Origin of the sequence: Pseudomonas imrae (assembly GCF_046352735.2) — a bacterium.
In the GTDB taxonomy this organism is placed as follows: Bacteria; Pseudomonadota; Gammaproteobacteria; order Pseudomonadales; family Pseudomonadaceae; genus Aquipseudomonas; species Aquipseudomonas imrae.
This window is the reverse complement of the sequence record NZ_CP110853.2, coordinates 4,239,244-4,258,794: the sequence shown is the minus strand read 5'-3', so window position 1 is coordinate 4,258,794 and position 19,551 is coordinate 4,239,244. Positions and strand designations below refer to the sequence as shown.

Below are 19,551 nucleotides of genomic sequence, written 5' to 3'. Positions count from 1 at the left end.
CCGCTTTGCTTGAGGGAGGGGGTCGTATTGGGAGTAATGGCTTAAAAAAAACCCCTGGACCTTTCGGAGCAGGGGCTTGATGAGTCAGGCGGCTTCTATCTTGCTGCGGGCCTGCTCCAGTTGCGTCAGGTAGCGTTGCACGTTTTCCTGTTCCGCCGGTGTGGTGAACAGCCCGAGCTTGCTACGGCGCCAGAGGATATCTTGCGGATGCCGGGCCCATTCTTCGGCGCACAGGTAGTCGACTTCCCGTGTGTAGAGGCCGCCGCCCAGATGCTCACCCAAATCGGCCTGCGTTTGCACGCCTTCGAGCAGGCGCCAGGTACGGCTGCCGTAGGTGGTGGACCAGCGACGGACAATCTCGTTGGGGATCCAGTCGAACTGGCTGCCAATGGCTTCGGCCAACGCCTGCGGCGTGGTCATGTCTTCGCCGCCCGGCAAGGTCGCCTTGGCGGTCCAGCTTGGCTTGATGTCCTTGAAATACGGGGCGAGTTGCGCCAGCGCCGACTCCGCGAGTTTGCGATACGTGGTCAGTTTGCCGCCGAACACCGAGAGCAGGGGAGCTTCATCGGCAGTGCCGGACAGCGCGAGGGTGTAGTCGCGGGTCACAGCTGACGGGTTGTCGGACTCGTCATTGCACAGTGGGCGAACGCCGGAATAGGTGTGGACGATATCGTCGCGGCTCAGCTGTTTCTTGAAGTGGGCGTTGACCACATTGAGCATGTAGTCGGTTTCGCCTTCGGTAATCGCCACGTTCGCCGGATCGCCGGTGTACTCGCGGTCAGTGGTGCCGATGATGGTCAGGTGGTTCAGGTACGGAATGGTGAAGACGATGCGCTGGTCTTCGTTCTGCAGGATGTGCGCGTGGGCGCCTTCATACAGTTTCGGCACGATCAGGTGGCTGCCCTGGATCAGGCGGATGCCGTAGGGCGATTCCAGCTTCAGATCATCCTTGATGAACTTGGCGACCCAGGGGCCGGCCGCATTTACCAATGCCTTGGCGCGGATCGAAAACAGGCTGCCGTCGGCGCGTTCCAGGTGCAGGTGCCACAAGCCCTTGCTGCGACGGGCGCTGACGCAGCGGGTCTGGGTATGAACATGCGCACCTTTTTCCCGGGCGGCCATGGCGTTGAGCACGACCAGGCGGGCGTCATCGACCCAGCAATCGGAATATTCGAAGCCTTTGGTGATTTCACTTTTCAGCGGGCTGTCCGGACCGAACTTGAGGCTCTTGGAGCCCTGGAGTTGTTCCCGCTTGCCGAGGTTGTCATACAGGAACAGGCCGGCGCGGATCATCCAGGCTGGACGCAGGTGTGGACGGTGGGGCAGGACAAAACGCATTTGCTTGACGATGTGTGGCGCCTTGGCCAGCAGTACTTCCCGTTCAGCCAGGGCTTCACGCACCAGGCGAAACTCGTAATGCTCGAGGTAGCGCAGGCCACCATGGATCAGTTTGCTGCTGGCCGACGAGGTGTGGCTGGCCAAGTCGTCCTTTTCGCAAAGGAATACCGACAGACCGCGACCGGCCGCGTCTGCCGCGATGCCTACGCCATTGATCCCGCCACCAATAACGGCGACGTCATAGACTTCGGCAAGCGGTTGGGCAGGCAAGGTAGAAAGGGTCATCGGCTGGCCTCGCGATCTTCTTATCGTATTGGAATTCGAACATTAATGTTCATTTGCGAAAATGGTAGCGCATAAATGCGAGCACAGCCAGTCGACTTCGATTGAAAATACTGATCGAAGGGAGGGAAAAGGAAAATTTGTGAACATGAGCCGTTTGCTGGCTCAAGAGTCGTTGCCCCATAGATCGTCATTGCGGGCAAGCCCGCTCCCACAGTTGATCGCATTCCAATGTGGGAGCGGGCTTGCCCGCGGATGGCGGCGGTATAGGCGCCAGAGATGCCAGAGGGTTACACGACTTCCAGGCGAATCTTGTTCTGATTAAGTAGCTGCACCAGCGCCGGCACTGGCTGCTGATCGGTGACTAAACAATCGATCAGGCTGATAGGTCCCAGGCGAATCATGGCGTTGCGCCCGAATTTGCTGGAGTCTGCTGCCAGGATCACCTTGCGCGCATTGGCGATGATCGCCTGGGAGACCCGCACTTCCTGATAATCGAAATCCAGCAAGCTACCGTCTTCATCGATGCCGCTGATGCCCACCAAGGCGAAGTCGACCTTGAACTGGTTGATGAAATCTACACTCGCCTGGCCCACGACACCACCGTCACGACGCACGTTGCCGCCGGTCAGCAGCACATCGAAGTCGTCTTTGGCGCTGAGCATCATGGCGACGTTGAGGTTGTTGGTGATGATCTTCAGGTGGCTGTGATTGAGCAGCGCCCGTGCGATCGATTCGGTGGTAGTACCGATGTTGATGAACAGCGAGGCATGATCGGGGATCTGTGCTGCAATGGCTTCGCCGATGCGCTGTTTTTCGTCGCGCATCTGATCGGCACGCATGGCGTACTCGGTGTTTTCGACACTTGAGTCATAGGCGGCGCCGCCGTGATAGCGGCGCAACAGGTTGGCTTCAGCCAGTTGATTGATATCGCGGCGGATGGTTTGCGGGGTCACGACGAACAACTGCGCCATTTCCTCGATGCTGACATAGCCGCGCTCGCGGACCAGTTCGAGGATTTGCTGCTGACGGGGAGGCAGATTCATGGGGCGTCCTTTGGGCTGCCGTACAAAAAAGTGGCCCATGATGACGCAGGAATCTGCTCCCTGCCAGTTACAACCGCGCCAGGCTTATTCGGCGCCTTCGTGGGGCTCCCAGTCGCGGGTGCGGCTGACCGCTTTTTTCCAGCCAGCGTAGAGTTTTTCTTTCGCGGGCTCGTCCAGTTGTGGTTCGAATTGGCGTTCGATCACTGCCTTGCCACGCAACTCGTCCAGGCTGCCCCAGAAGCCGCACGCCAAGCCGGCCAGGTACGCTGCGCCCAGTGCTGTGGTTTCACGCATTTGCGGACGCTCTACCTGGGTGCCGAGGATATCGGCCTGGAACTGCATCAAAAAGTTGTTGGCCACGGCGCCGCCATCCACGCGCAAGGACTTCAGGCGTTCGCCGGAGTCTTGTTGCATGGCGTCGAGAACGTCACGGGTCTGATAGGCAATCGACTCAAGGGCTGCGCGAATAATGTGATCCACGCGTACGCCACGGGTCAGGCCGAACAGTGCGCCACGGGCGTACGGGTCCCAGTACGGAGCGCCCAGGCCGGTGAAGGCCGGGACCAGATAGACACCGTTGCTGTCCTTGACCTTGCTGGCAAAGTACTCGGTGTCGTGGGCATCGTTGATGATCTTCAGCTCGTCGCGCAACCATTGCACGGTGGAGCCGCCGTTGAATACCGCACCTTCCAGGGCATAGGCCACTTCGCCACGGGGGCCGCAGGCGATGGTAGTGAGCATACCGTGCTGGGACTTGACCGCCTTGTCGCCGGTATTCATCAGCAGGAAGCAGCCAGTGCCGTAGGTGTTTTTTGCCTGGCCCGGCTCCACGCACATCTGGCCGAACAGCGCTGCTTGCTGGTCACCAGCAATACCGCCAATGGCAATGCCGCTTTTGGTACGGCCGTAGATTTGCGAGGACGACTTCACTTGCGGCAACATTTCCCGCGGGATATTCAGGATATCCAGCATCTTCGCGTCCCACTCCAGGGTGTGGATGTTGAAGAGCATGGTGCGCGAGGCGTTGGTGAAGTCAGTGACGTGGGTCTTGCCACCGGTAAATTTCCAGATCAGCCAGCTATCGATGGTGCCGAACAGCAATTCGCCGTTGCGCGCGCGTTCGCGGCTACCTTCGACGTTATCGAGGATCCACTTGAGCTTGGTGCCCGAGAAGTACGGGTCAGTCACAAGGCCCGTGGTGTCGCTGATGTATTGCTCGTGGCCGTCGCGCTTGAGCTGCTGGCAGATTTCGGTGCTGCGCCGGCATTGCCAGACGATCGCGTTATAGATGGGGCGACCGGTGACTTTGTCCCAGACCACGGTAGTTTCACGCTGGTTGGTGATACCAATGGCGGCGACCTGGTCATGGTGCAGGCCGGCTTGCGCCAGGGCCTCGACCATCACGGCGCTCTGGGTGGCAAAGATCTCCATCGGGTCATGTTCGACCCAGCCGGCTTGCGGGTAATGCTGGACGAATTCGCGCTGGGCGGTGCAGACCACGTTGGCGTCGCGGTCGAAGATGATCGCGCGGGAGCTGGTCGTACCCTGATCGAGGGCAATGATGTAGTTCTTATTCTGTGAGTCGGTCATGTCGATTGCCTTGGACGGAAGAAAGGAATGGATACGTAGCCTGGGTAGTAATAGGCAGCAGGGCCCAGGCTTGTCTGTTCAAGAAGTTCGGGTACTGCCGCTGGTGGCGGATTCAGTTGCATCAGTTGTAGCAGGTGAGGCGCTCGGCAGATGGCGGGCAATCAGCCCGCGATAAGCCGCAGCTCCGAGGCAGGCACCGACAATGGGTGCAAAGATCGGAATCAGGAAATAAGGGATATCGCGCCCGCCGGTAAAAGCCATTTCACCCCAACCGGCAAAAAAGGTCATCAGCTTGGGGCCGAAATCGCGGGCCGGGTTCATCGCAAACCCGGTCAACGGGCCCATGGCGCTGCCGATCACGGCGATCAGCAAGCCAATCAGCAACGGTGCCAGCGGGCCACGGGGCAGGCCGTTGTTGTCGTCGGTCAAGGCCATGATGACGCCCATCAGGATCGCGGTGATGACCATTTCCACCAAAAATGCCTGGGCTGTGGTCAATAGCGCATGGGGATAGGTGGAGAAAACCGACGCCAATTCCAGGCTGGCTTGCGAGCCTCGAATCATCTGGTGGGTTTGTTCGTAATCGAAAAACAGGTTGCTGTACAGGGTGTAGACCAATGCCGCTGAGCAGAACGCGCCGGCAATCTGGGCGATGATATAGAACGGCAATTTGCGCTTGTCGAAATCGGCAAATATGCACAGGGCGATACTGACCGCCGGGTTGAGATGGGCGCCGGAAATGCCGGCGCTCAAATAGATCGCCATGCTGACGCCGATCCCCCAGATAACGCTGATTTCCCACAAGCCGAAGCTGGCGCCTGCGACCTTGAGCGCAGCGACACAGCCAGTGCCAAAGAAGATCAGTAGCGCGGTGCCGAGGAACTCGGCCATGCATTGGCTTGAGAGTGAAGGTTGTTGAAGAGCAGCTGTCATTGAAAACCTCAGTTTTTTTTCTTGTCTGGCGATTGGCCTCAACGGGCAGTTCGCGATTTTCACCGCGGCGAGGATCCCCATCCTTGTCGCGGCTTACTGCTCGGATGCCGCATGATAATTTCAGCGGTATTCGGAAACGAAAAAATATAGACAAGAAACGCTGCTGTCAAAGGTCGAAAGTGAACGGTTAGTCATTTTACAACTATTGGTCTTGTGAATGATCGCGACAAGTCGGGGCGGGAGTCAGCGCAAGTCAGGTTGAAGCTCTATGGGGATTCAGCGCGCAGCGGCTGGTACTAGAGCGTTTTGCCTCGGCTTGGCCTAGAATCGGCGGGTCGTTCTTTTGCGTTTACCTCAAGCCTGGAGCCCTCATGACCCCCGCATTGGACTTGTTGAAAAAAGTTCGCGCCGAACATCGCATTCATAGTTACGAACATGACCCCAAGGCAGCGTCCTATGGCCTGGAGGCCGCAGAAAAGTTGAGTCTCGATCCGACGCAGGTTTTCAAGACTTTGCTGGCCAGCAGTGAGAAAGGCGAATTGCTTGTTGCTGTGGTGCCGGTCGTCGGAAGTCTGGATCTGAAGGCGCTGGCGCAAGCGGCAGGGGTCAAAAAAGTCGAGATGGCAGATCCGGCGGCCGCACAGCGATCAACCGGCTATCTGTTGGGCGGCATCAGCCCGCTGGGGCAGAAGAAGCGGCTGCGCACGTTTATAGATGCGACGGCACAGCCCCTGGCGACCATTTTTGTCAGTGCGGGGCGCCGAGGGTTGGAAGTGGAGTTGGCGCCAGCGGTGTTGGCCGAGCATACCCAGGGCGCATTTGCTCCGATCGGTCGGGGGTAAAAAACGCAGTGCAGGAGCCAGCGTCTCGCGACGCCTGTGCATGACGTTTGCGTCAGCTGTAACGCCGGATGCCGGAGTCCAGTTGTGCAATATGTGCTGCAGTGCTCCCTGACGCCTGGAACAACACCAAATGCTCGGCCGCCACGCGAATGCCTACCTCGGCATCAACCTGGTGGTCCGCATGGCTGGGGAAGATCGATTCCAACTGGGCGCCCGTAGGCAACTGCAAGCGATACAGGGTCGACGCGCCGAGGAATGTCTTGCCGACGATCCGGGCTTTCAAGGCACTGTCCGGGGCATACACGATATCGTCCGGGCGCAGCAATACATCTACCGCACTGCCGGTCGGCCAAGTGTAGGCCCGGTTTCCGCGTAGCTCGCCCAATTCGGTATTGACTGATTCCGGTGTATTCAACTGGCCACGGATGAAGTAACCCTGGCCAATAAAGCTGGCGACGTAGGGTGTAAGCGGTTCGTGGTACAGGTTGTAGGGCGTATCCCATTGCTCCAGGCGGCCTTCCTTGAAAACCCCTACGTGGTCACTCACTGCGAAGGCTTCTTCCTGGTCGTGAGTCACCAGAATCGCACTAGTGCCCCGCGCCTTGAGGATGTCCCGCACTTCATGGCTGAGCTTGCGCCGCAGTTCGCCGTCGAGGTTGGAGAAGGGTTCGTCGAGCAACAGCAATTGTGGTTCCGGTGCCAATGCGCGGGCCAGGGCCACACGTTGTTGCTGGCCGCCGGACAGCTCATGGGGGAAGCGCTTGCCCAGGTTCTTCAGGTTGACCAGTTCCAGCAGTTCTCCCACGACGTGCGCTTTTTTCGGATGCTTGCGGATGCCGAAGGCGATGTTGTCGGCCACGCTGAGGTGCGGGAACAGCGCGTAGTCCTGGAACACCATGCCGATTCGGCGTTTCTCGGGAGCGAGGGTAAAGCCTGCGCTGGAGATGATTTCACCGGCGAGGGAGATTTCCCCTTCGTGTATCGGTTCAAACCCTGCGATCGCCCGCAGGGTCGTAGTCTTGCCGCACCCCGAGGACCCCAGGAGACAGCCGATATCACCGGCGTTGAGGTGCAGGTTGAGGTTCTGCACCACCCGTTGATCCTGATAACCGCATGCCAGATTGCGCAGATTCAGCAGAAGTGGCTGGCTCATGCGTGGTGGTACGCCGGTGGCACCAGGAATTCCAGCAGGGCCTTCTGCGCGTGCAGACGATTTTCCGCCTGATCCCAGGCAACCGAACGTTGATCGTCCAGCAAGTCGAGGCTGATTTCTTCGCCACGATGAGCAGGCAGGCAATGCATGAACAGCACGTCTGGCGCGGCCAGGTCGAGCAGGGCGCGGGTGACCTGGAACGGTGCGAACAGGGCCAGGCGCTTGGCGGTTTCGTCTTCCTGGCCCATGGAGGTCCAGACGTCGGTACTTACCAAGTGGGCGCCGACCACTGCGTCACGTGGGTCACGAAGGACCTGCACGCGACCGTCTGCCTTGGCCAGGAACTCGGTGCTGGGCTCGTAGCCTTCAGGGCAGGCAATTCGCAGGTGGAAGTCGAACTGGATGGCTGCTTCTATATAGCTGTTGCACATGTTGTTGCCATCGCCGATCCAGGCCACGGTTTTGCCCTGGATCGAGCCGCGATGTTCGAGGAACGTCTGCATATCGGCCAGCAACTGGCAGGGATGCAGGTCATCGGACAGGCCATTGATCACCGGTACCCGGGAGTTGGCGGCAAACTCAATGAGGGTACTGTGGGCGAAGGTTCGGATCATCACGGCGTCGAGCATGCGCGACATGACAATCGCGCAATCGCTGATGGGCTCGCCACGGCCAAGTTGAGTATCGCGGGGCGACAGAAAGATGGCCTGGCCGCCGAGCTGGATCATGCCCGCTTCGAAGGATAGGCGGGTGCGGGTGGACGATTTCTCGAAAATCATCCCGAGCACGCGGTTTTTCAGAGGCTCGAACAGTACGCCGCGATTACGCAGGTCCTTAAGCTCAATGCCTCGACGGATCACGCTGACCAGCTCTTCTGGTGTGCAATCCATCAGCGAGAGAAAGTGCCTTGCGCTCATCATTAACTACCTTTTTGCAACGGACCGCAGATCCTCAAAGCCTTGTTTATTGTGACAACGGGCGAGACCTGCGGCGAAAGCCGCACGGGGCGACGAAATAGGGGAAGGCGCGATCTTATAATTAAATGTCGCGTCTTACCAATAGGCTACGGGTTTTTGGGGTGTTCAAAGGAGCGGGGAAAGCGCTTTTGAAGCCTGTTTTCGGATAGCAGCGGGTCATTTGTACACTGGCGCTGCGTCCTTTTGCAATGCGCAAGGGCGGAGGCCGGCCGGCCCGCGTCGGTTTTGGCAGGTGTTGTGGGGGATGGCTGCACGGAAATATTTACTAATGTTTGCCATGCTCCAGCCTGATGCCTCTCGATTCACACGACGAACGTTGCTGGCGCCTTGACCGGTGGCGGGCCATAGTTTTGCGCAACATGATTATCCCGATGACGCTGTATCCCATAAAAGAGACTGGCCATGACCAAGACTCTCCACCACCGTGCCTGCCATCTATGCGAAGCCATCTGCGGCCTGACCCTGGAAACCACTGCCACGCAAGACGGTGGCGTGACGATTACCTCGATCAAGGGGGACTCCCAGGACACCTTCAGTCGCGGCCATATCTGCCCCAAGGCGGTGGCCCTGCAAGATATCCAGAACGATCCGGATCGTCTGCACCAGCCCATGTTGCGAGTAGGCAGCGAATGGCAGCCGCTGCCCTGGGATGAGGCTTTCGCCTTGGTGGCCGAGCGGCTGGCAGGAGTCCAGGCGCGCCACGGGCAGAATGCGGTGGCTGTGTACCAGGGCAATCCCAGCGTACACAACTATGGTTTGATGACTCACAGCAATTATTTTCTCGGGCAGCTGAAAACCCGCAATCGATTTTCTGCCACCTCCGTGGACCAACTGCCCCATCACCTCAGCAGCCACTTGATGTACGGCCATGGCCTGTTGTTGCCGATTCCGGATATCGATTGCACCGACTTCATGTTGATCCTCGGCGGGAATCCGCTGGCATCCAACGGCAGCATCATGACTGTGCCGGATGTAGAGAAGCGCCTGAAAGCGATTCAGGCCCGAGGCGGCAAAGTAGTAGTGGTCGATCCGCGCCGCAGCGAAACGGCGGCCATGGCCGACCAGCACTTGTTTGTACGTCCTGGCGGCGACGCGGCGTTGCTGTTCGGGTTGCTTAACACCTTGTTCAGCGAAAATCTGACCCGCGACAGTCACTTGCCGGTAGATGGGTTGGATGAGGTGCGCCGAGCCATCGCCGGGTTCACCGCCGAAGCCATGAGCCACCAATGCGCGATTCCTGCCGAGCAGATTCGCCAACTGGCGCGGGACTTTGCGGCGGCGGACAAGGCCGTCTGTTACGGGCGCATGGGGGTGTCGACCCAGGCGTTCGGCACGCTATGTCACTGGTTGGTGCAACTGATCAACCTGGTGACGGGAAATCTGGATCGGGTCGGGGGGGCTTTATGCACCGAGCCTGCGGTGGATCTGGTGGCAGCAACATCCGGTGGGCATTTCAATCGTTGGCAGAGTCGGGTGTCCGGGCGGCCCGAGTACAGTGGAGAATTACCCGTCTCGGCTTTGGCTGAAGAAATACTGACCGAAGGTGAAGGACAAATCCGCGCCTTGGTGACGGTGGCGGGCAACCCCGTACTGTCGACGCCCAATGGCCGGCAACTGGAACAGGCGCTGGACGGTCTGGAGTTCATGGTCAGCGTCGACCTCTACATCAACGAAACCACGCGCTACGCCGATCTGATTCTGCCGTCGACCTCGGCCCTGGAAAACGATCACTACGACACCACGTTCAATATGTTTGCGGTGCGTAATGTCACGCGGTTCAACCGCGCGATTCTGCCCAAGCCTGAAGGTGCGTTGCATGACTGGGAGATCTTCGTCGGGCTGGCCCAGGCCTTTGCAAGGCACACCGGCGCTGTGCTGAAGCCGACAATGCCTCCGGCACAGATGATTGACGTCGGCTTGCGGGCCGGTGCTTACGGCGATGCGTCCAGTCACAAGCTGTCGATCGCAGCCTTGGCCGATTATCCTCACGGCCTGGACCTTGGGCCGCTTAAAGCCAACCTGGCCGGACGCCTGAAAACCGCCAATGGCCACGTACAGGCAGCGCCCGAGGTCATTCTGGCAGACCTCGCGCGCTTCGCTGCACAGCCTCAACCTGCGGCAGACGAATTGCTGCTGATCGGCCGCCGCCACGTGCGCAGTAATAACTCATGGATGCATAACTATCATCGCCTGGTGAAGGGCAAGCCTCGGCATCAATTGCTGATGCACCCGGATGACCTTGCCAGTCGCCAACTGAGCGACGGGCAGCGTGTGCGAGTCAGCTCGCGCACCGGCATGATAGAAGTGGAAGTGTTGGCAAGTCTGGAAATGATGCCTGGCGTGGTCAGCCTGCCTCATGGCTGGGGTCATGGGCGCCCAGGTGTACAGATGAGCATTGCCAGCGCGCAGCCTGGGGCGAGCGCCAATGACTTGACGGATGAGCGGCACTTGGACGAGTTGTCGGGGAACGCCGCGCTCAACGGGGTGACCGTCCAGGTAGCGGCGGCGTGACGCAAAGAGTCTGTCGGGGAGTCCGAGCGTCATGCTGGGCTTTACGTTACAATGCGCCACCGTGCCGACCCATGAGTCGGAAAGTTCCAGCCGAGGTGTTCCATGGATATCATCGAAACGATTAAAGAGCAGATTGCCAACAACACCATTCTGCTTTACATGAAGGGCGCACCTAACGCCCCTCAGTGCGGTTTTTCCGCGAAGGCTTCCCAGGCGATCATGGCATGTGGCGAGAAATTCGCTTACGTGGATATCCTGCAAAACCCGGAAATCCGCGCGAACCTGCCCAAGTACGCCAACTGGCCGACTTTCCCGCAATTGTGGGTAGCTGGTGAGCTGGTTGGCGGTAGCGATATCATCACCGAGATGTCGGCTGATGGTTCGTTGCAGGCGCTAATCAAAGACGCAGCAGAAAAAGCTGCTGCAAAGACCGAGGCCTGATCTTCTGGAGCTGGCTTGCCGGCTCCTGCATAAAGCTGGTCAATAAAAAGCCCCGCTTCTCTAAAAGAGAGCGGGGCTTTTTATTGGCCGCGAACTAAGGGTTATTCACCCATCTGCGATTGCAGATAGTTTTCGAGGGTCACTTTGCCGATCAGGCTGACCTGGGTTTCCAGCCAGTCGATATGCTCTTCCTGATCTTCGAGGATGTCTTCGAGCAATTCACGGCTACCGAAGTCGCTGGCCTTTTCGCAGTGAGCGATGGCGGCCTTGAGGTCGGAGAGGCTCTTGCGTTCGAAATTGAGGTCGCAGTCGAGCATTTCTTCGGTGTGCTCGCCGATGTTCAGCTTGCCCAAGTCCTGTACGTTCGGCAGGCCTTCAAGAAACAGAATGCGCTTGATCAGCGCGTCGGCGTCTTTCATGGCCTTGATGGATTCTTTGTATTCACGCTTGCCCAGCTTTTCCAGGCCCCAATCGTCGTACATGCGTGCATGCAGAAAATACTGATTGATCGCGACCAGTTCATTGGCAAGGATTTTGTTGAGTTGCTGGATGACTGAGATGTCGCCTTTCATGACTGGGGTCCTGCCCTGTATTAGCTGTATATAAGGCCGAGTTTGAGCTGCACATTGACCACTGTCAAACCTAAGTTATTGAATAATAAATGAAAATTAATCGGAATAAGAATGTTTGTGTTCCGCGTCTTGGCGCTAACTGATTGAATTGCAGGCATAAAAAAACCGGACACTAAGTCCGGTTCTTTAAAATAGGCTGTTTTAAGCGTGTGTAAATTCTGCAGAGTAGGGGATCGCTGCCTGAGCCGTTTGCAGTTGCGTCAGGGTTTCCCGTACCACTTGCTTGGCCAGGCAGGCACATTTGCCGCATTGGCTGGCGACGCCGGTGGTTTCACGCACTTCTTTGTAGCTGCAGCAACCTTCATAGATTGCTTCGCGGATTTGTCCGTCGGTAACGCCAGTGCAGAGGCAGACATACATAAGGGAGAACCGTCGCGGTTTAGGCTTAAGTGCGATGGATCTTAATGTTAACGAGAATGATTGTCAAAGTAGTTTCTTGCTCTTTGTGCTGAGGCACCTGCTCACTGACGAACGGTTTTTTTCAGGTATGATGCTCGGTCTGTACGAAGCGTGATCGCGTCACGGGCCTGTCGTCATCTCAAAGGCAGACTCAAGCGCGACCCATTTACTTCAATCATCACCAGGAGATATCCAATGAGCGTACTCGTCGGCAAACCAGCACCAGATTTCGACGTACCTGCTGTCCTCGGCAATGGCGAAATCGTAGACAGCTTCAAACTGTCGGAAGCCATCAAAGGCAAATACGGCCTGGTGTTCTTCTACCCGCTGGACTTCACCTTCGTCTGCCCTTCGGAGCTGATCGCTCTGGATCACCGCATGGACGATTTCAAGGCACGTAATGTTGAAGTGGTAGCCGTCTCCATCGACTCTCACTTCACCCACAACGCCTGGCGCAACACGGCCATCAATGATGGTGGCATTGGCCAAGTCAAATACACCATGGCTGCCGACATGAAGCACGACATTGCCAAGGCCTACGATGTTGAGTCCGAAGGCGGCGTGGCTTTCCGTGGCGCGTTCCTGATCGACGACAAGGGCGTTGTTCGCTCGCAGATCATCAATGACCTGCCACTGGGCCGCAACATGGAAGAGCTGATCCGTCTGGTCGACGCCCTGCAGTTCCACGAAGAGCACGGCGAAGTCTGCCCTGCCAACTGGAAAAAAGGCGACAAAGGCATGAACGCTTCGCCAGCAGGCGTTGCGGCTTACCTGACCGAGAATGCTGGCAAGCTGTAAGCCAGTTTAGCGGCATAAAAAACGGCCTCGCAGCCTGATGCCGATCAGTTAAGCTCTCTTGCTTGACCTTTGGCCGCAAGAAATCAAAATCCGATGCCGGTACTGGCATCGGATTTTTTTATGCGTATCGCTCGAGCGCTGGAACTGACCCGCAACATCGTCTCCACCCCCCAATTCAATCGAGGGGCTGGATTCCTTGCTCGATCCTTCTTTGGTCGGGCAAGCCCTTGAGCAGGCTGATGTGGCGACCCTGCGCAAGCGGCGTTTGCCGCTGGATGTGTAGCAAGACGCCCGAGATGATTGAGCAGGAATTGTGGGGTATTTTGCTGGGCTACAACTTGTTGCGTTATCAGATGGTGGAAATGAGTCGTCACTGTCCAGGTATTTACCCGTGTGAAATGAGCTTTAGCGCATGTACCTGGGCGATTTTAGGGTTTATCAACAGCGTCTCGGCCGACCGCTGCGGGAATATCCCCAAGTACCTGGCCGAGCTTCATGCCTCAGTCCCGCACTATGTCCTGCCTCGTCGGCGGGAGGAGCGTATTTATCCTCGCGCCATCCGCCTCAAGTCACCGAAGTATCTGATCAGAAATAAAAATGCCAGTCAGCTTAACTGACTGGCATTAACCCAAAGGGTGCTTTTTGGTGCCTGCTCGCTTAGCGCTTTAGCGAAGCCGGCAGGTGCGGCTGGATCGCCGTCAGTACTGCCTTGAAGCATTTGGTATTACCGGCAACGACGTGGCCCTTCTCCAGGAAGTCGTGACCGCCGGTGAAGTCGCTCACCAGGCCCCCAGCTTCCTGGATCAGCAGTGCGCCTGCGGCCATGTCCCATTCGGACAAGCCTGATTCCCAGAATGCATCAAAGCGACCGGCGGCTACATACGCCAGGTCCAGGCTTGCTGCGCCGGCGCGACGGATGCCTGCAGTCTGGCCAACCAGGGCGCGGAACATGCCCAAGTAGTTTTCCAGGTTGTCCATTTGATCGTCGCGGAACGGGAAGCCGGTACCCAGCAGGGCGCCGTCCAGGCTGGTGCGACCGCTGACACGCAGGCGACGACCGTTGAGCTGGGCGCCACGGCCACGGCTGGCGGTGAATTCTTCCTGGCGAACCGGGTCCAGCACAACGGCGTGTTCCAGGCGGCCACGGTATTTGCAGGCAATGCTCACGGCAAAGTGCGGGATACCGCGCAGGAAGTTGGTGGTGCCATCCAGTGGGTCGATGATCCACAGGTAGTCTTCGCCTTCGCCGCTACCTTTGTGCAGGCCGGTTTCCTCACCGAGGATGCCGTGGGTAGGGTAGGCCTTGCGCAGGGCGTCGATGATTTTCTGTTCGGCGGCGCGATCCACCTCGGATACATAATCCTTGGCGTCTTTTTCGTCGACCTTGATGGTATCCAGGCGCTCGATGGAGCGGAAGATCAATTCACTGGCGCTGCGGGCGGCGCGCAGCGCGATATTCAGCATGGGCTGCATGGATGTGTCACCTAAGGTTGTTAAAGAAAGCCGAGCATTCTAGCAGAAACTTTCTTCAGGTGAAGGATGACGTTCGCTTTCATGGCATAACCCTAGGCTGTTCTGTAAGATTTGCTCCCATTTCCTGTGTCCGAGAGCGCCTTCCGTGCTGCAAAACATTCGTGTCGTGTTGGTCAATACCAGTCATCCCGGCAATATCGGTGGGGTGGCGCGAGCCATGAAAAACATGGGGCTGACGCGCCTGGTGCTGGTTGAGCCGCGCCTGTTTCCGCACCACGAGGCTGACGCCCGTGCATCCGGTGCCAATGACATTCTTGATAAGGCTGAGGTCGTCGCCAGTCTGGAAGATGCCTTGGTCGGCTGTAACCTGGTACTCGGCACCAGTGCCCGCGACCGGCGCATTCCCTGGCCGCTGCTCGATCCCCGCGAGTGCGGGGCCAAAGTGGTGGGAGAGGCGGCTGGCGGTGCTGAAATCGCATTGGTATTCGGTCGTGAAGACTCCGGCTTGACCAATGAAGAGCTGCAACGATGTCATTTCCATGTGCACATTCCATCAGACCCTGAGTTCAGCTCGTTGAACCTTGGGGCGGCGGTGCAGGTGTTGAGCTATGAAGTGCGGATGGCCTGGCTGGCAGCGGAAGGCCAGCCGAGCAAGGTGGAAAAAGATGAGGTCGCATCGACCAAAAGTGGCGAGTTGGCCACCATGGACGAGTTGGAACGGTTCTATGAACACTTGGAGCAAACCCTGGTGGCCATCGAGTTTCTCGACCCTGAAAAACCACGGCACCTGATGGCGCGCCTGCGCAGGCTTTATGGTCGTAGTTCGGTCAGTCGTGCAGAAATGAATATATTGCGTGGCATTCTCACGGAAACCCAGAAGGCGGCCCGTGGCGAGCTTCTTAAGCGGAAGGATTAATGATGTTCGAGCGTTTACGGGAAGATATCCAGAGTGTTTTCCATCGTGATCCGGCGGCACGCAACGCGTTTGAGGTGCTGACCTGCTATCCGGGCATGCATGCGATATGGCTGCATCGCTTGTCGGCTGCCTTGTGGGGCCTGGGTTGGAAGTGGCTGGCGCGACTGGTATCGAACTTTGGTCGCTGGCTGACCGGAATCGAAATCCATCCAGGGGCCAAGGTGGGTCGTCGCTTCTTCATTGACCACGGTATGGGTATCGTCATCGGCGAAACCGCTGAGATTGGCGATGACGTGACGCTGTACCAGGGTGTGACCCTGGGTGGCACCAGTTGGAATAAAGGCAAGCGTCACCCGACCCTGGAAAATGGTGTGGTGGTGGGGGCGGGCGCCAAGGTGCTCGGCCCGTTCACCGTTGGTGCCGGTGCAAAGGTCGGTTCCAATGCTGTGGTGACCAAGGCTGTGCCGCCTGGAGCAACGGTCGTGGGTATCCCTGGCCGAATCATCGTCAAGCCAGAGGTCGGCGACGAGCAAGAGGCTAAGCGCAAAGCTATGGCCGAGAAGATCGGTTTCGATGCCTATGGTGTCAGCGAAGACATGCCTGACCCGGTGGCGCGCGCCATTGGCCAGTTGCTCGACCACCTGCAAGCGGTCGACGGCAAGCTGGAGGGTATGTGTGGTGCGTTGAAGGATTTGGGTAGCCCTTACTGTGCGAAAGATCTGCCTGAGTTGCGTGAAGAGGACTTCGCCGAGATCAAGGATGAAACCTCTACCAAGGCCGGCTGAGATCTCATCATCACCATAGAATCCCTGTGGGAGGGGGCTTGCTCCCGATTGCAGTAGGTCTGCACCTAATTAGGCTGACTGATCCACCGCTATCGGGGGGCAAGCCCCTCCCACATTTGATCTTCATCGCGACTGGCATCGCTGGTTGTCCGCTGCCGCTGTTCGATTCCACCCCGTCCTGCTATGATTCGCGCGCTCTTTTTACGGGTATTCCTGACTAAAGTACTAGGTCTTATAGTTGACTTAAATACTCGGGAATCGCATACTTGCTCCCATTCTGAAACACCTTGGTACTTGTCCATGAGACTGACTACAAAAGGCCGATATGCGGTGACCGCCATGCTCGACCTGGCTTTGCACGCGCAAAATGGACCGGTGTCCCTGGCCGATATCTCCGAGCGCCAAGGCATTTCCCTGTCTTACCTCGAGCAACTGTTCGCCAAGTTGCGCCGCAGCAATCTGGTCTCCAGTGTTCGTGGGCCAGGTGGCGGTTATCAGTTATCCCGCGACATGCAGGGGATTCAGGTCGCACAGGTGATCGACGCGGTCAATGAGTCCGTCGATGCAACCAAATGCCAGGGGCTGGGTGATTGCCATGCTGGCGACACCTGCCTGACTCACCACTTGTGGTGTGACTTGAGCCTGCAGATCCATGAATTCTTGAGTGGTATCAGCTTGGCTGATCTTGTGACTCGCCGTGAGGTGCAAGAAGTAGCCCAGCGTCAGGACCAGCGCCGTTGCAACATCAAGGCGCCGCTTCTGGACAAGATTGAAGCGTCCGCCGTCGAGTGACAGCCGAAGAGCTAACGGCACGCCAGCCAGCCTGATTAGGAGAAAGTCCATGAAATTGCCGATTTACCTTGATTACTCAGCGACCACCCCGGTTGATCCGCGTGTCGCGCAAAAGATGAGCGAATGCCTGCTGGTTGACGGAAACTTCGGTAACCCAGCTTCCCGTTCCCACGTGTTCGGCTGGAAAGCCGAGGAGTCGGTCGAGAACGCTCGTCGCCAAGTCGCCGACCTGGTCAATGCCGATCCACGTGAAATCGTCTGGACCTCTGGCGCTACCGAGTCCGACAACCTGGCAATCAAGGGTGCGGCGCATTTCTACGCCACCAAAGGCAAGCATCTGATCACCACCAAGATTGAGCACAAGGCTGTCCTTGACACCATGCGCCAACTTGAGCGTGAAGGTTTTGAGGTCACCTACCTCGAACCGACCACCGACGGTATCGTCACCCCGGCCATGATCGAAGCCGCGTTGCGTGAAGACACCATCCTGGTTTCCGTGATCCACGTGAACAACGAAATCGGTACCATCAACGACATCGCGGCCATCGGCGAGCTGACGCGCTCCAAAGGTGTGTTGCTGCACGTCGACGCGGCCCAGTCCACCGGCAAGGTCGAGATTGACCTGTCCAAGCTGAAAGTCGACCTGATGTCGTTCTCGGCCCACAAGACCTATGGTCCCAAAGGCATCGGCGCCCTGTACGTGAGCCGCAAGCCACGGGTGCGCATCGAAGCCACCATGCACGGCGGTGGTCACGAGCGCGGCATGCGCTCCGGTACTCTGGCGACCCACCAGATCGTTGGCATGGGCGAAGCTTTCCGTGTGGCCAAGGAAGACATGGCTGCCGAGAACGTACGCATCAAGGCATTGAGCGACCGCTTCTACAAGCAGGTCGAGAACCTTGAAGAGCTGTACGTCAATGGCAGCATGACCGCCCGTGTACCGCACAACCTGAACTTGAGCTTCAACTACGTCGAAGGCGAGTCGCTGATCATGGCGCTCAAGGACCTGGCGGTTTCGTCCGGTTCGGCCTGCACCTCGGCGTCACTTGAGCCGTCCTACGTGCTGCGTGCCCTGGGCCGTAACGACGAACTGGCTCACAGCTCGATCCGCTTTACGTTCGGCCGCTTCACCACCGAAGAACAAATCGACTACGCCGCGCAGAAGGTCTGCGAAGCCGTGAACAAACTGCGTACCCTGTCCCCGCTGTGGGATATGTACAAGGATGGCGTCGATATTTCCAAGATCGAGTGGGCGGCACACTAACTATAGAAGCCGCCACCCCAGCCCTGTAGCAACGTGGCGGACAACGCAAGCGTTTCTACAGGGTTCCAGAGCGGCCCTGATGAGTGAGGATTCAGTACCATGGCTTACAGCGAAAAGGTCATCGACCACTACGAAAACCCGCGCAACGTCGGCAAGATGAACGCGGAAGATCCTGATGTCGGCACCGGCATGGTCGGCGCTCCGGCGTGCGGCGACGTGATGCGCCTGCAGATCAAGGTCAACGATGCTGGCGTTATCGAAGACGCCAAGTTCAAGACTTACGGCTGCGGTTCCGCCATTGCCTCCAGCTCCCTGGCGACTGAGTGGATGAAAGGCAAGACCCTGGATGAGGCTGTCACCATCAGCAACACCCAGCTGGCCGAAGAACTGGCCCTGCCGCCAGTGAAAATCCACTGCTCCGTACTCGCAGAAGACGCCATCAAGGCGGCCGTTCGCGACTATAAGCAGAAGAAAGGCTTGATCTAAGCAATTTGGCGACGAGTAAGGAGTCAACGATGGCTATCAGCATGACAGAAGCGGCTGCGCGGCACGTGCGACGCTCCCTGGATGGGCGCGGTAAAGGTGAGGGGATTCGTCTGGGTGTTCGCACCACGGGCTGTTCCGGCCTTGCCTACGTGCTGGAGTTTGTCGACGAGGTGGTTGAGCAAGACCAGGTGTTCGAAAGTCACGGCGAGAAGGTGATCATCGACCCGAAAAGCCTGACCTACCTGGACGGTACCGAACTCGACTTCGTCAAGGAGGGCTTGAACGAGGGCTTCAAGTTCAACAACCCTAACGTACGCGGTGAATGTGGCTGCGGCGAAAGCTTCAACATCTGAGGCTACTCGTGGGTACTCCTTGTCATTTCGCTTTATTTGAGTTGCAGCCGAGTTTTCGGCTGGACCTCGATCAGCTTGCCGCGCGCTATCGTGAATTGGCGCGTGGGGTGCATCCGGACCGTTTTGCGGACGGCTCCGAGCGCGAGCAGCGCCTGGCGCTGGAGCAATCGGCTAGCCTCAACGAAGCCTATCAGACGCTCAAGAGTCCGCCCAAGCGCGCGCGATATCTGCTCGCGATGAACGGTGGCGAGCTGCCGCTGGAGGTGACGGTACATGATCCCGACTTCCTGATGCAGCAGATGCAGTGGCGTGAAGAGCTGGAAGATTTGCAGGACGAAGCCGATCTGGCGGGCGTCGCGGTCTTCAAGCGTCGTCTGAAAATCGCCCAGGATGAGCTCAACGAAAGCTTCGCAGCCTGTTGGGATGATGCAGCGCAACGTGAGCAGGCCGAACGCCTGATGCGGCGCATGCAGTTCCTCGACAAGCTCACTTACGAAGTGCGCCAGTTAGAAGAGCGCCTCGACGATTAACCCAGTGCTG

The 19,551-nt window shown here is 58.0% G+C and carries 22 protein-coding genes; 13 read left to right on the top strand and 9 right to left on the bottom strand.

Annotated features, from left to right (window positions below; genetic code table 11):
• Nucleotides 1-84: 84 nt before the first annotated feature.
• The 4 genes from glpD to OQ460_RS19340 all read right to left on the bottom strand — a co-directional run bounded on the left by glpD (nucleotide 85) and on the right by OQ460_RS19340 (nucleotide 5,189).
• Entirely contained in the window at nucleotides 85-1,623 is a 1,539-nt protein-coding gene (glpD, locus tag OQ460_RS19355) for a glycerol-3-phosphate dehydrogenase (RefSeq protein WP_410018973.1), read from the bottom strand.
• A 287-nt stretch (nucleotides 1,624-1,910) separates the two neighbouring features.
• On the bottom strand, nucleotides 1,911-2,666 hold the full coding sequence (locus OQ460_RS19350; protein WP_076965199.1) for a DeoR/GlpR family transcriptional regulator: 756 nt from the start codon (nucleotides 2,664-2,666) through the stop codon (nucleotides 1,911-1,913).
• An 84-nt stretch (nucleotides 2,667-2,750) separates the two neighbouring features.
• Nucleotides 2,751-4,256 carry a glycerol kinase GlpK gene (glpK, locus tag OQ460_RS19345; protein WP_410018972.1) on the bottom strand — a complete coding sequence of 502 codons (1,506 nt, stop codon included), beginning with the start codon at nucleotides 4,254-4,256 and terminating at the stop codon, nucleotides 2,751-2,753.
• A gap of 78 nt (nucleotides 4,257-4,334) precedes the next feature.
• A complete protein-coding gene (locus OQ460_RS19340; protein ID WP_410018971.1) occupies nucleotides 4,335-5,189 on the bottom strand; it encodes an MIP/aquaporin family protein in 855 nt (284 codons plus the stop codon).
• Nucleotides 5,190-5,560: 371 nt separating this feature from the next.
• Here OQ460_RS19340 and ybaK point away from each other — a divergent pair, with 371 nt between their 5' ends.
• Complete coding sequence (gene ybaK, locus OQ460_RS19335; protein ID WP_410018970.1) at nucleotides 5,561-6,031, top strand: Cys-tRNA(Pro) deacylase; 471 nt, start codon at nucleotides 5,561-5,563, stop codon at nucleotides 6,029-6,031.
• Nucleotides 6,032-6,083: 52 nt separating this feature from the next.
• Here the strand turns inward: ybaK and OQ460_RS19330 are convergent, their stop codons facing one another.
• Together OQ460_RS19330 and argF are read right to left on the bottom strand one after the other, a co-directional pair.
• Nucleotides 6,084-7,184, bottom strand: a complete 1,101-nt coding sequence (locus tag OQ460_RS19330) for an ABC transporter ATP-binding protein (protein ID WP_410018969.1) — start codon at nucleotides 7,182-7,184, stop codon at nucleotides 6,084-6,086.
• Nucleotides 7,181-8,101, bottom strand: a complete 921-nt coding sequence (gene argF / locus OQ460_RS19325; protein WP_410022058.1) for an ornithine carbamoyltransferase — start codon at nucleotides 8,099-8,101, stop codon at nucleotides 7,181-7,183. The genes OQ460_RS19330 and argF overlap by 4 nt, the downstream gene beginning before the upstream one ends.
• A 462-nt stretch (nucleotides 8,102-8,563) precedes the next feature.
• Here argF and OQ460_RS19320 point away from each other — a divergent pair, with 462 nt between their 5' ends.
• On the top strand, nucleotides 8,564-10,672 hold the full coding sequence (locus OQ460_RS19320; protein WP_410018968.1) for a molybdopterin oxidoreductase family protein: 2,109 nt from the start codon (nucleotides 8,564-8,566) through the stop codon (nucleotides 10,670-10,672).
• 102 nt (nucleotides 10,673-10,774) lie between these two features.
• A complete protein-coding gene (gene grxD / locus OQ460_RS19315; RefSeq protein ID WP_410018967.1) occupies nucleotides 10,775-11,113 on the top strand; it encodes a Grx4 family monothiol glutaredoxin in 339 nt (112 codons plus the stop codon).
• A gap of 101 nt (nucleotides 11,114-11,214) precedes the next feature.
• Here grxD and bfr read toward each other — a convergent pair whose 3' ends face one another.
• Together bfr and OQ460_RS19305 are read right to left on the bottom strand one after the other, a co-directional pair.
• Nucleotides 11,215-11,685, bottom strand: a complete 471-nt coding sequence (gene bfr, locus OQ460_RS19310; RefSeq protein WP_410018966.1) for a bacterioferritin — start codon at nucleotides 11,683-11,685, stop codon at nucleotides 11,215-11,217.
• Nucleotides 11,686-11,886: 201 nt separating this feature from the next.
• Entirely contained in the window at nucleotides 11,887-12,105 is a 219-nt protein-coding gene (locus tag OQ460_RS19305) for a bacterioferritin-associated ferredoxin (RefSeq protein WP_003208706.1), read from the bottom strand.
• A 234-nt stretch (nucleotides 12,106-12,339) separates the two neighbouring features.
• Between OQ460_RS19305 and OQ460_RS19300 the strand changes: the two genes are divergently transcribed.
• The 3 genes from OQ460_RS19300 to OQ460_RS19290 all read left to right on the top strand — a co-directional run bounded on the left by OQ460_RS19300 (nucleotide 12,340) and on the right by OQ460_RS19290 (nucleotide 13,559).
• Nucleotides 12,340-12,942, top strand: a complete 603-nt coding sequence (locus OQ460_RS19300; RefSeq protein ID WP_410018965.1) for a peroxiredoxin — start codon at nucleotides 12,340-12,342, stop codon at nucleotides 12,940-12,942.
• A 178-nt stretch (nucleotides 12,943-13,120) separates the two neighbouring features.
• On the top strand, nucleotides 13,121-13,225 hold the full coding sequence (locus tag OQ460_RS19295; protein ID WP_410022057.1) for a transposase domain-containing protein: 105 nt from the start codon (nucleotides 13,121-13,123) through the stop codon (nucleotides 13,223-13,225).
• A gap of 13 nt (nucleotides 13,226-13,238) precedes the next feature.
• Entirely contained in the window at nucleotides 13,239-13,559 is a 321-nt protein-coding gene (locus tag OQ460_RS19290) for a hypothetical protein (protein WP_410018964.1), read from the top strand.
• A gap of 40 nt (nucleotides 13,560-13,599) precedes the next feature.
• Here the strand turns inward: OQ460_RS19290 and suhB are convergent, their stop codons facing one another.
• Nucleotides 13,600-14,415 carry an inositol-phosphate phosphatase gene (gene suhB / locus OQ460_RS19285; RefSeq protein ID WP_003175971.1) on the bottom strand — a complete coding sequence of 272 codons (816 nt, stop codon included), beginning with the start codon at nucleotides 14,413-14,415 and terminating at the stop codon, nucleotides 13,600-13,602.
• Between the two features lie 145 nt (nucleotides 14,416-14,560).
• On the opposite strand from suhB, the gene trmJ reads away from it, so the two are divergent.
• The 7 genes from trmJ (at nucleotide 14,561) to hscB (ending at nucleotide 19,541) form a co-directional block, all read left to right on the top strand.
• Entirely contained in the window at nucleotides 14,561-15,331 is a 771-nt protein-coding gene (gene trmJ / locus OQ460_RS19280) for a tRNA (cytosine(32)/uridine(32)-2'-O)-methyltransferase TrmJ (RefSeq protein WP_410018963.1), read from the top strand.
• A gap of 2 nt (nucleotides 15,332-15,333) precedes the next feature.
• Nucleotides 15,334-16,116 carry a serine O-acetyltransferase gene (gene cysE, locus OQ460_RS19275; RefSeq protein WP_410022056.1) on the top strand — a complete coding sequence of 261 codons (783 nt, stop codon included), beginning with the start codon at nucleotides 15,334-15,336 and terminating at the stop codon, nucleotides 16,114-16,116.
• 300 nt (nucleotides 16,117-16,416) lie between these two features.
• On the top strand, nucleotides 16,417-16,908 hold the full coding sequence (gene iscR / locus OQ460_RS19270; RefSeq protein WP_410018962.1) for a Fe-S cluster assembly transcriptional regulator IscR: 492 nt from the start codon (nucleotides 16,417-16,419) through the stop codon (nucleotides 16,906-16,908).
• A gap of 49 nt (nucleotides 16,909-16,957) precedes the next feature.
• Entirely contained in the window at nucleotides 16,958-18,172 is a 1,215-nt protein-coding gene (locus OQ460_RS19265) for an IscS subfamily cysteine desulfurase (protein ID WP_410018961.1), read from the top strand.
• A gap of 99 nt (nucleotides 18,173-18,271) precedes the next feature.
• A complete protein-coding gene (gene iscU / locus OQ460_RS19260; RefSeq protein WP_003175965.1) occupies nucleotides 18,272-18,658 on the top strand; it encodes a Fe-S cluster assembly scaffold IscU in 387 nt (128 codons plus the stop codon).
• Nucleotides 18,659-18,687: 29 nt separating this feature from the next.
• The gene (gene iscA / locus OQ460_RS19255) at nucleotides 18,688-19,011 is read left to right on the top strand and encodes an iron-sulfur cluster assembly protein IscA (RefSeq protein ID WP_410018960.1); all 324 of its coding nucleotides are present in this window, start codon (nucleotides 18,688-18,690) and stop codon (nucleotides 19,009-19,011) included.
• Between the two features lie 8 nt (nucleotides 19,012-19,019).
• Nucleotides 19,020-19,541, top strand: coding sequence for a co-chaperone HscB (gene hscB / locus OQ460_RS19250; protein ID WP_410018959.1), 522 nt, complete (start codon nucleotides 19,020-19,022; stop codon nucleotides 19,539-19,541).
• Nucleotides 19,542-19,551: the final 10 nt, after the last annotated feature.

Excerpts from the sequence above, each read along its gene's own strand:
- OQ460_RS19330 (WP_410018969.1), bottom strand. The coding sequence starts at position 7,184 with ATGAGCCAGCCACTTCTGCTGAATCTGCGCAATCTGGCATGCGGTTAT.
- glpD (WP_410018973.1), bottom strand. The coding sequence starts at position 1,623 with ATGACCCTTTCTACCTTGCCTGCCCAACCGCTTGCCGAAGTCTATGAC.
- glpK (WP_410018972.1), bottom strand. The coding sequence starts at position 4,256 with ATGACCGACTCACAGAATAAGAACTACATCATTGCCCTCGATCAGGGT.
- argF (WP_410022058.1), bottom strand. The coding sequence starts at position 8,101 with ATGAGCGCAAGGCACTTTCTCTCGCTGATGGATTGCACACCAGAAGAG.
- iscA (WP_410018960.1), top strand. The coding sequence starts at position 18,688 with ATGGCTATCAGCATGACAGAAGCGGCTGCGCGGCACGTGCGACGCTCC.
- iscU (WP_003175965.1), top strand. The coding sequence starts at position 18,272 with ATGGCTTACAGCGAAAAGGTCATCGACCACTACGAAAACCCGCGCAAC.
- cysE (WP_410022056.1), top strand. The coding sequence starts at position 15,334 with ATGTTCGAGCGTTTACGGGAAGATATCCAGAGTGTTTTCCATCGTGAT.
- OQ460_RS19350 (WP_076965199.1), bottom strand. The coding sequence starts at position 2,666 with ATGAATCTGCCTCCCCGTCAGCAGCAAATCCTCGAACTGGTCCGCGAG.
- OQ460_RS19290 (WP_410018964.1), top strand. The coding sequence starts at position 13,239 with ATGATTGAGCAGGAATTGTGGGGTATTTTGCTGGGCTACAACTTGTTG.
- suhB (WP_003175971.1), bottom strand. The coding sequence starts at position 14,415 with ATGCAGCCCATGCTGAATATCGCGCTGCGCGCCGCCCGCAGCGCCAGT.
- OQ460_RS19265 (WP_410018961.1), top strand. The coding sequence starts at position 16,958 with ATGAAATTGCCGATTTACCTTGATTACTCAGCGACCACCCCGGTTGAT.
- OQ460_RS19305 (WP_003208706.1), bottom strand. The coding sequence starts at position 12,105 with ATGTATGTCTGCCTCTGCACTGGCGTTACCGACGGACAAATCCGCGAA.
- grxD (WP_410018967.1), top strand. The coding sequence starts at position 10,775 with ATGGATATCATCGAAACGATTAAAGAGCAGATTGCCAACAACACCATT.
- OQ460_RS19320 (WP_410018968.1), top strand. The coding sequence starts at position 8,564 with ATGACCAAGACTCTCCACCACCGTGCCTGCCATCTATGCGAAGCCATC.
- bfr (WP_410018966.1), bottom strand. The coding sequence starts at position 11,685 with ATGAAAGGCGACATCTCAGTCATCCAGCAACTCAACAAAATCCTTGCC.
- ybaK (WP_410018970.1), top strand. The coding sequence starts at position 5,561 with ATGACCCCCGCATTGGACTTGTTGAAAAAAGTTCGCGCCGAACATCGC.
- iscR (WP_410018962.1), top strand. The coding sequence starts at position 16,417 with ATGAGACTGACTACAAAAGGCCGATATGCGGTGACCGCCATGCTCGAC.
- OQ460_RS19300 (WP_410018965.1), top strand. The coding sequence starts at position 12,340 with ATGAGCGTACTCGTCGGCAAACCAGCACCAGATTTCGACGTACCTGCT.
- OQ460_RS19340 (WP_410018971.1), bottom strand. The coding sequence starts at position 5,189 with ATGACAGCTGCTCTTCAACAACCTTCACTCTCAAGCCAATGCATGGCC.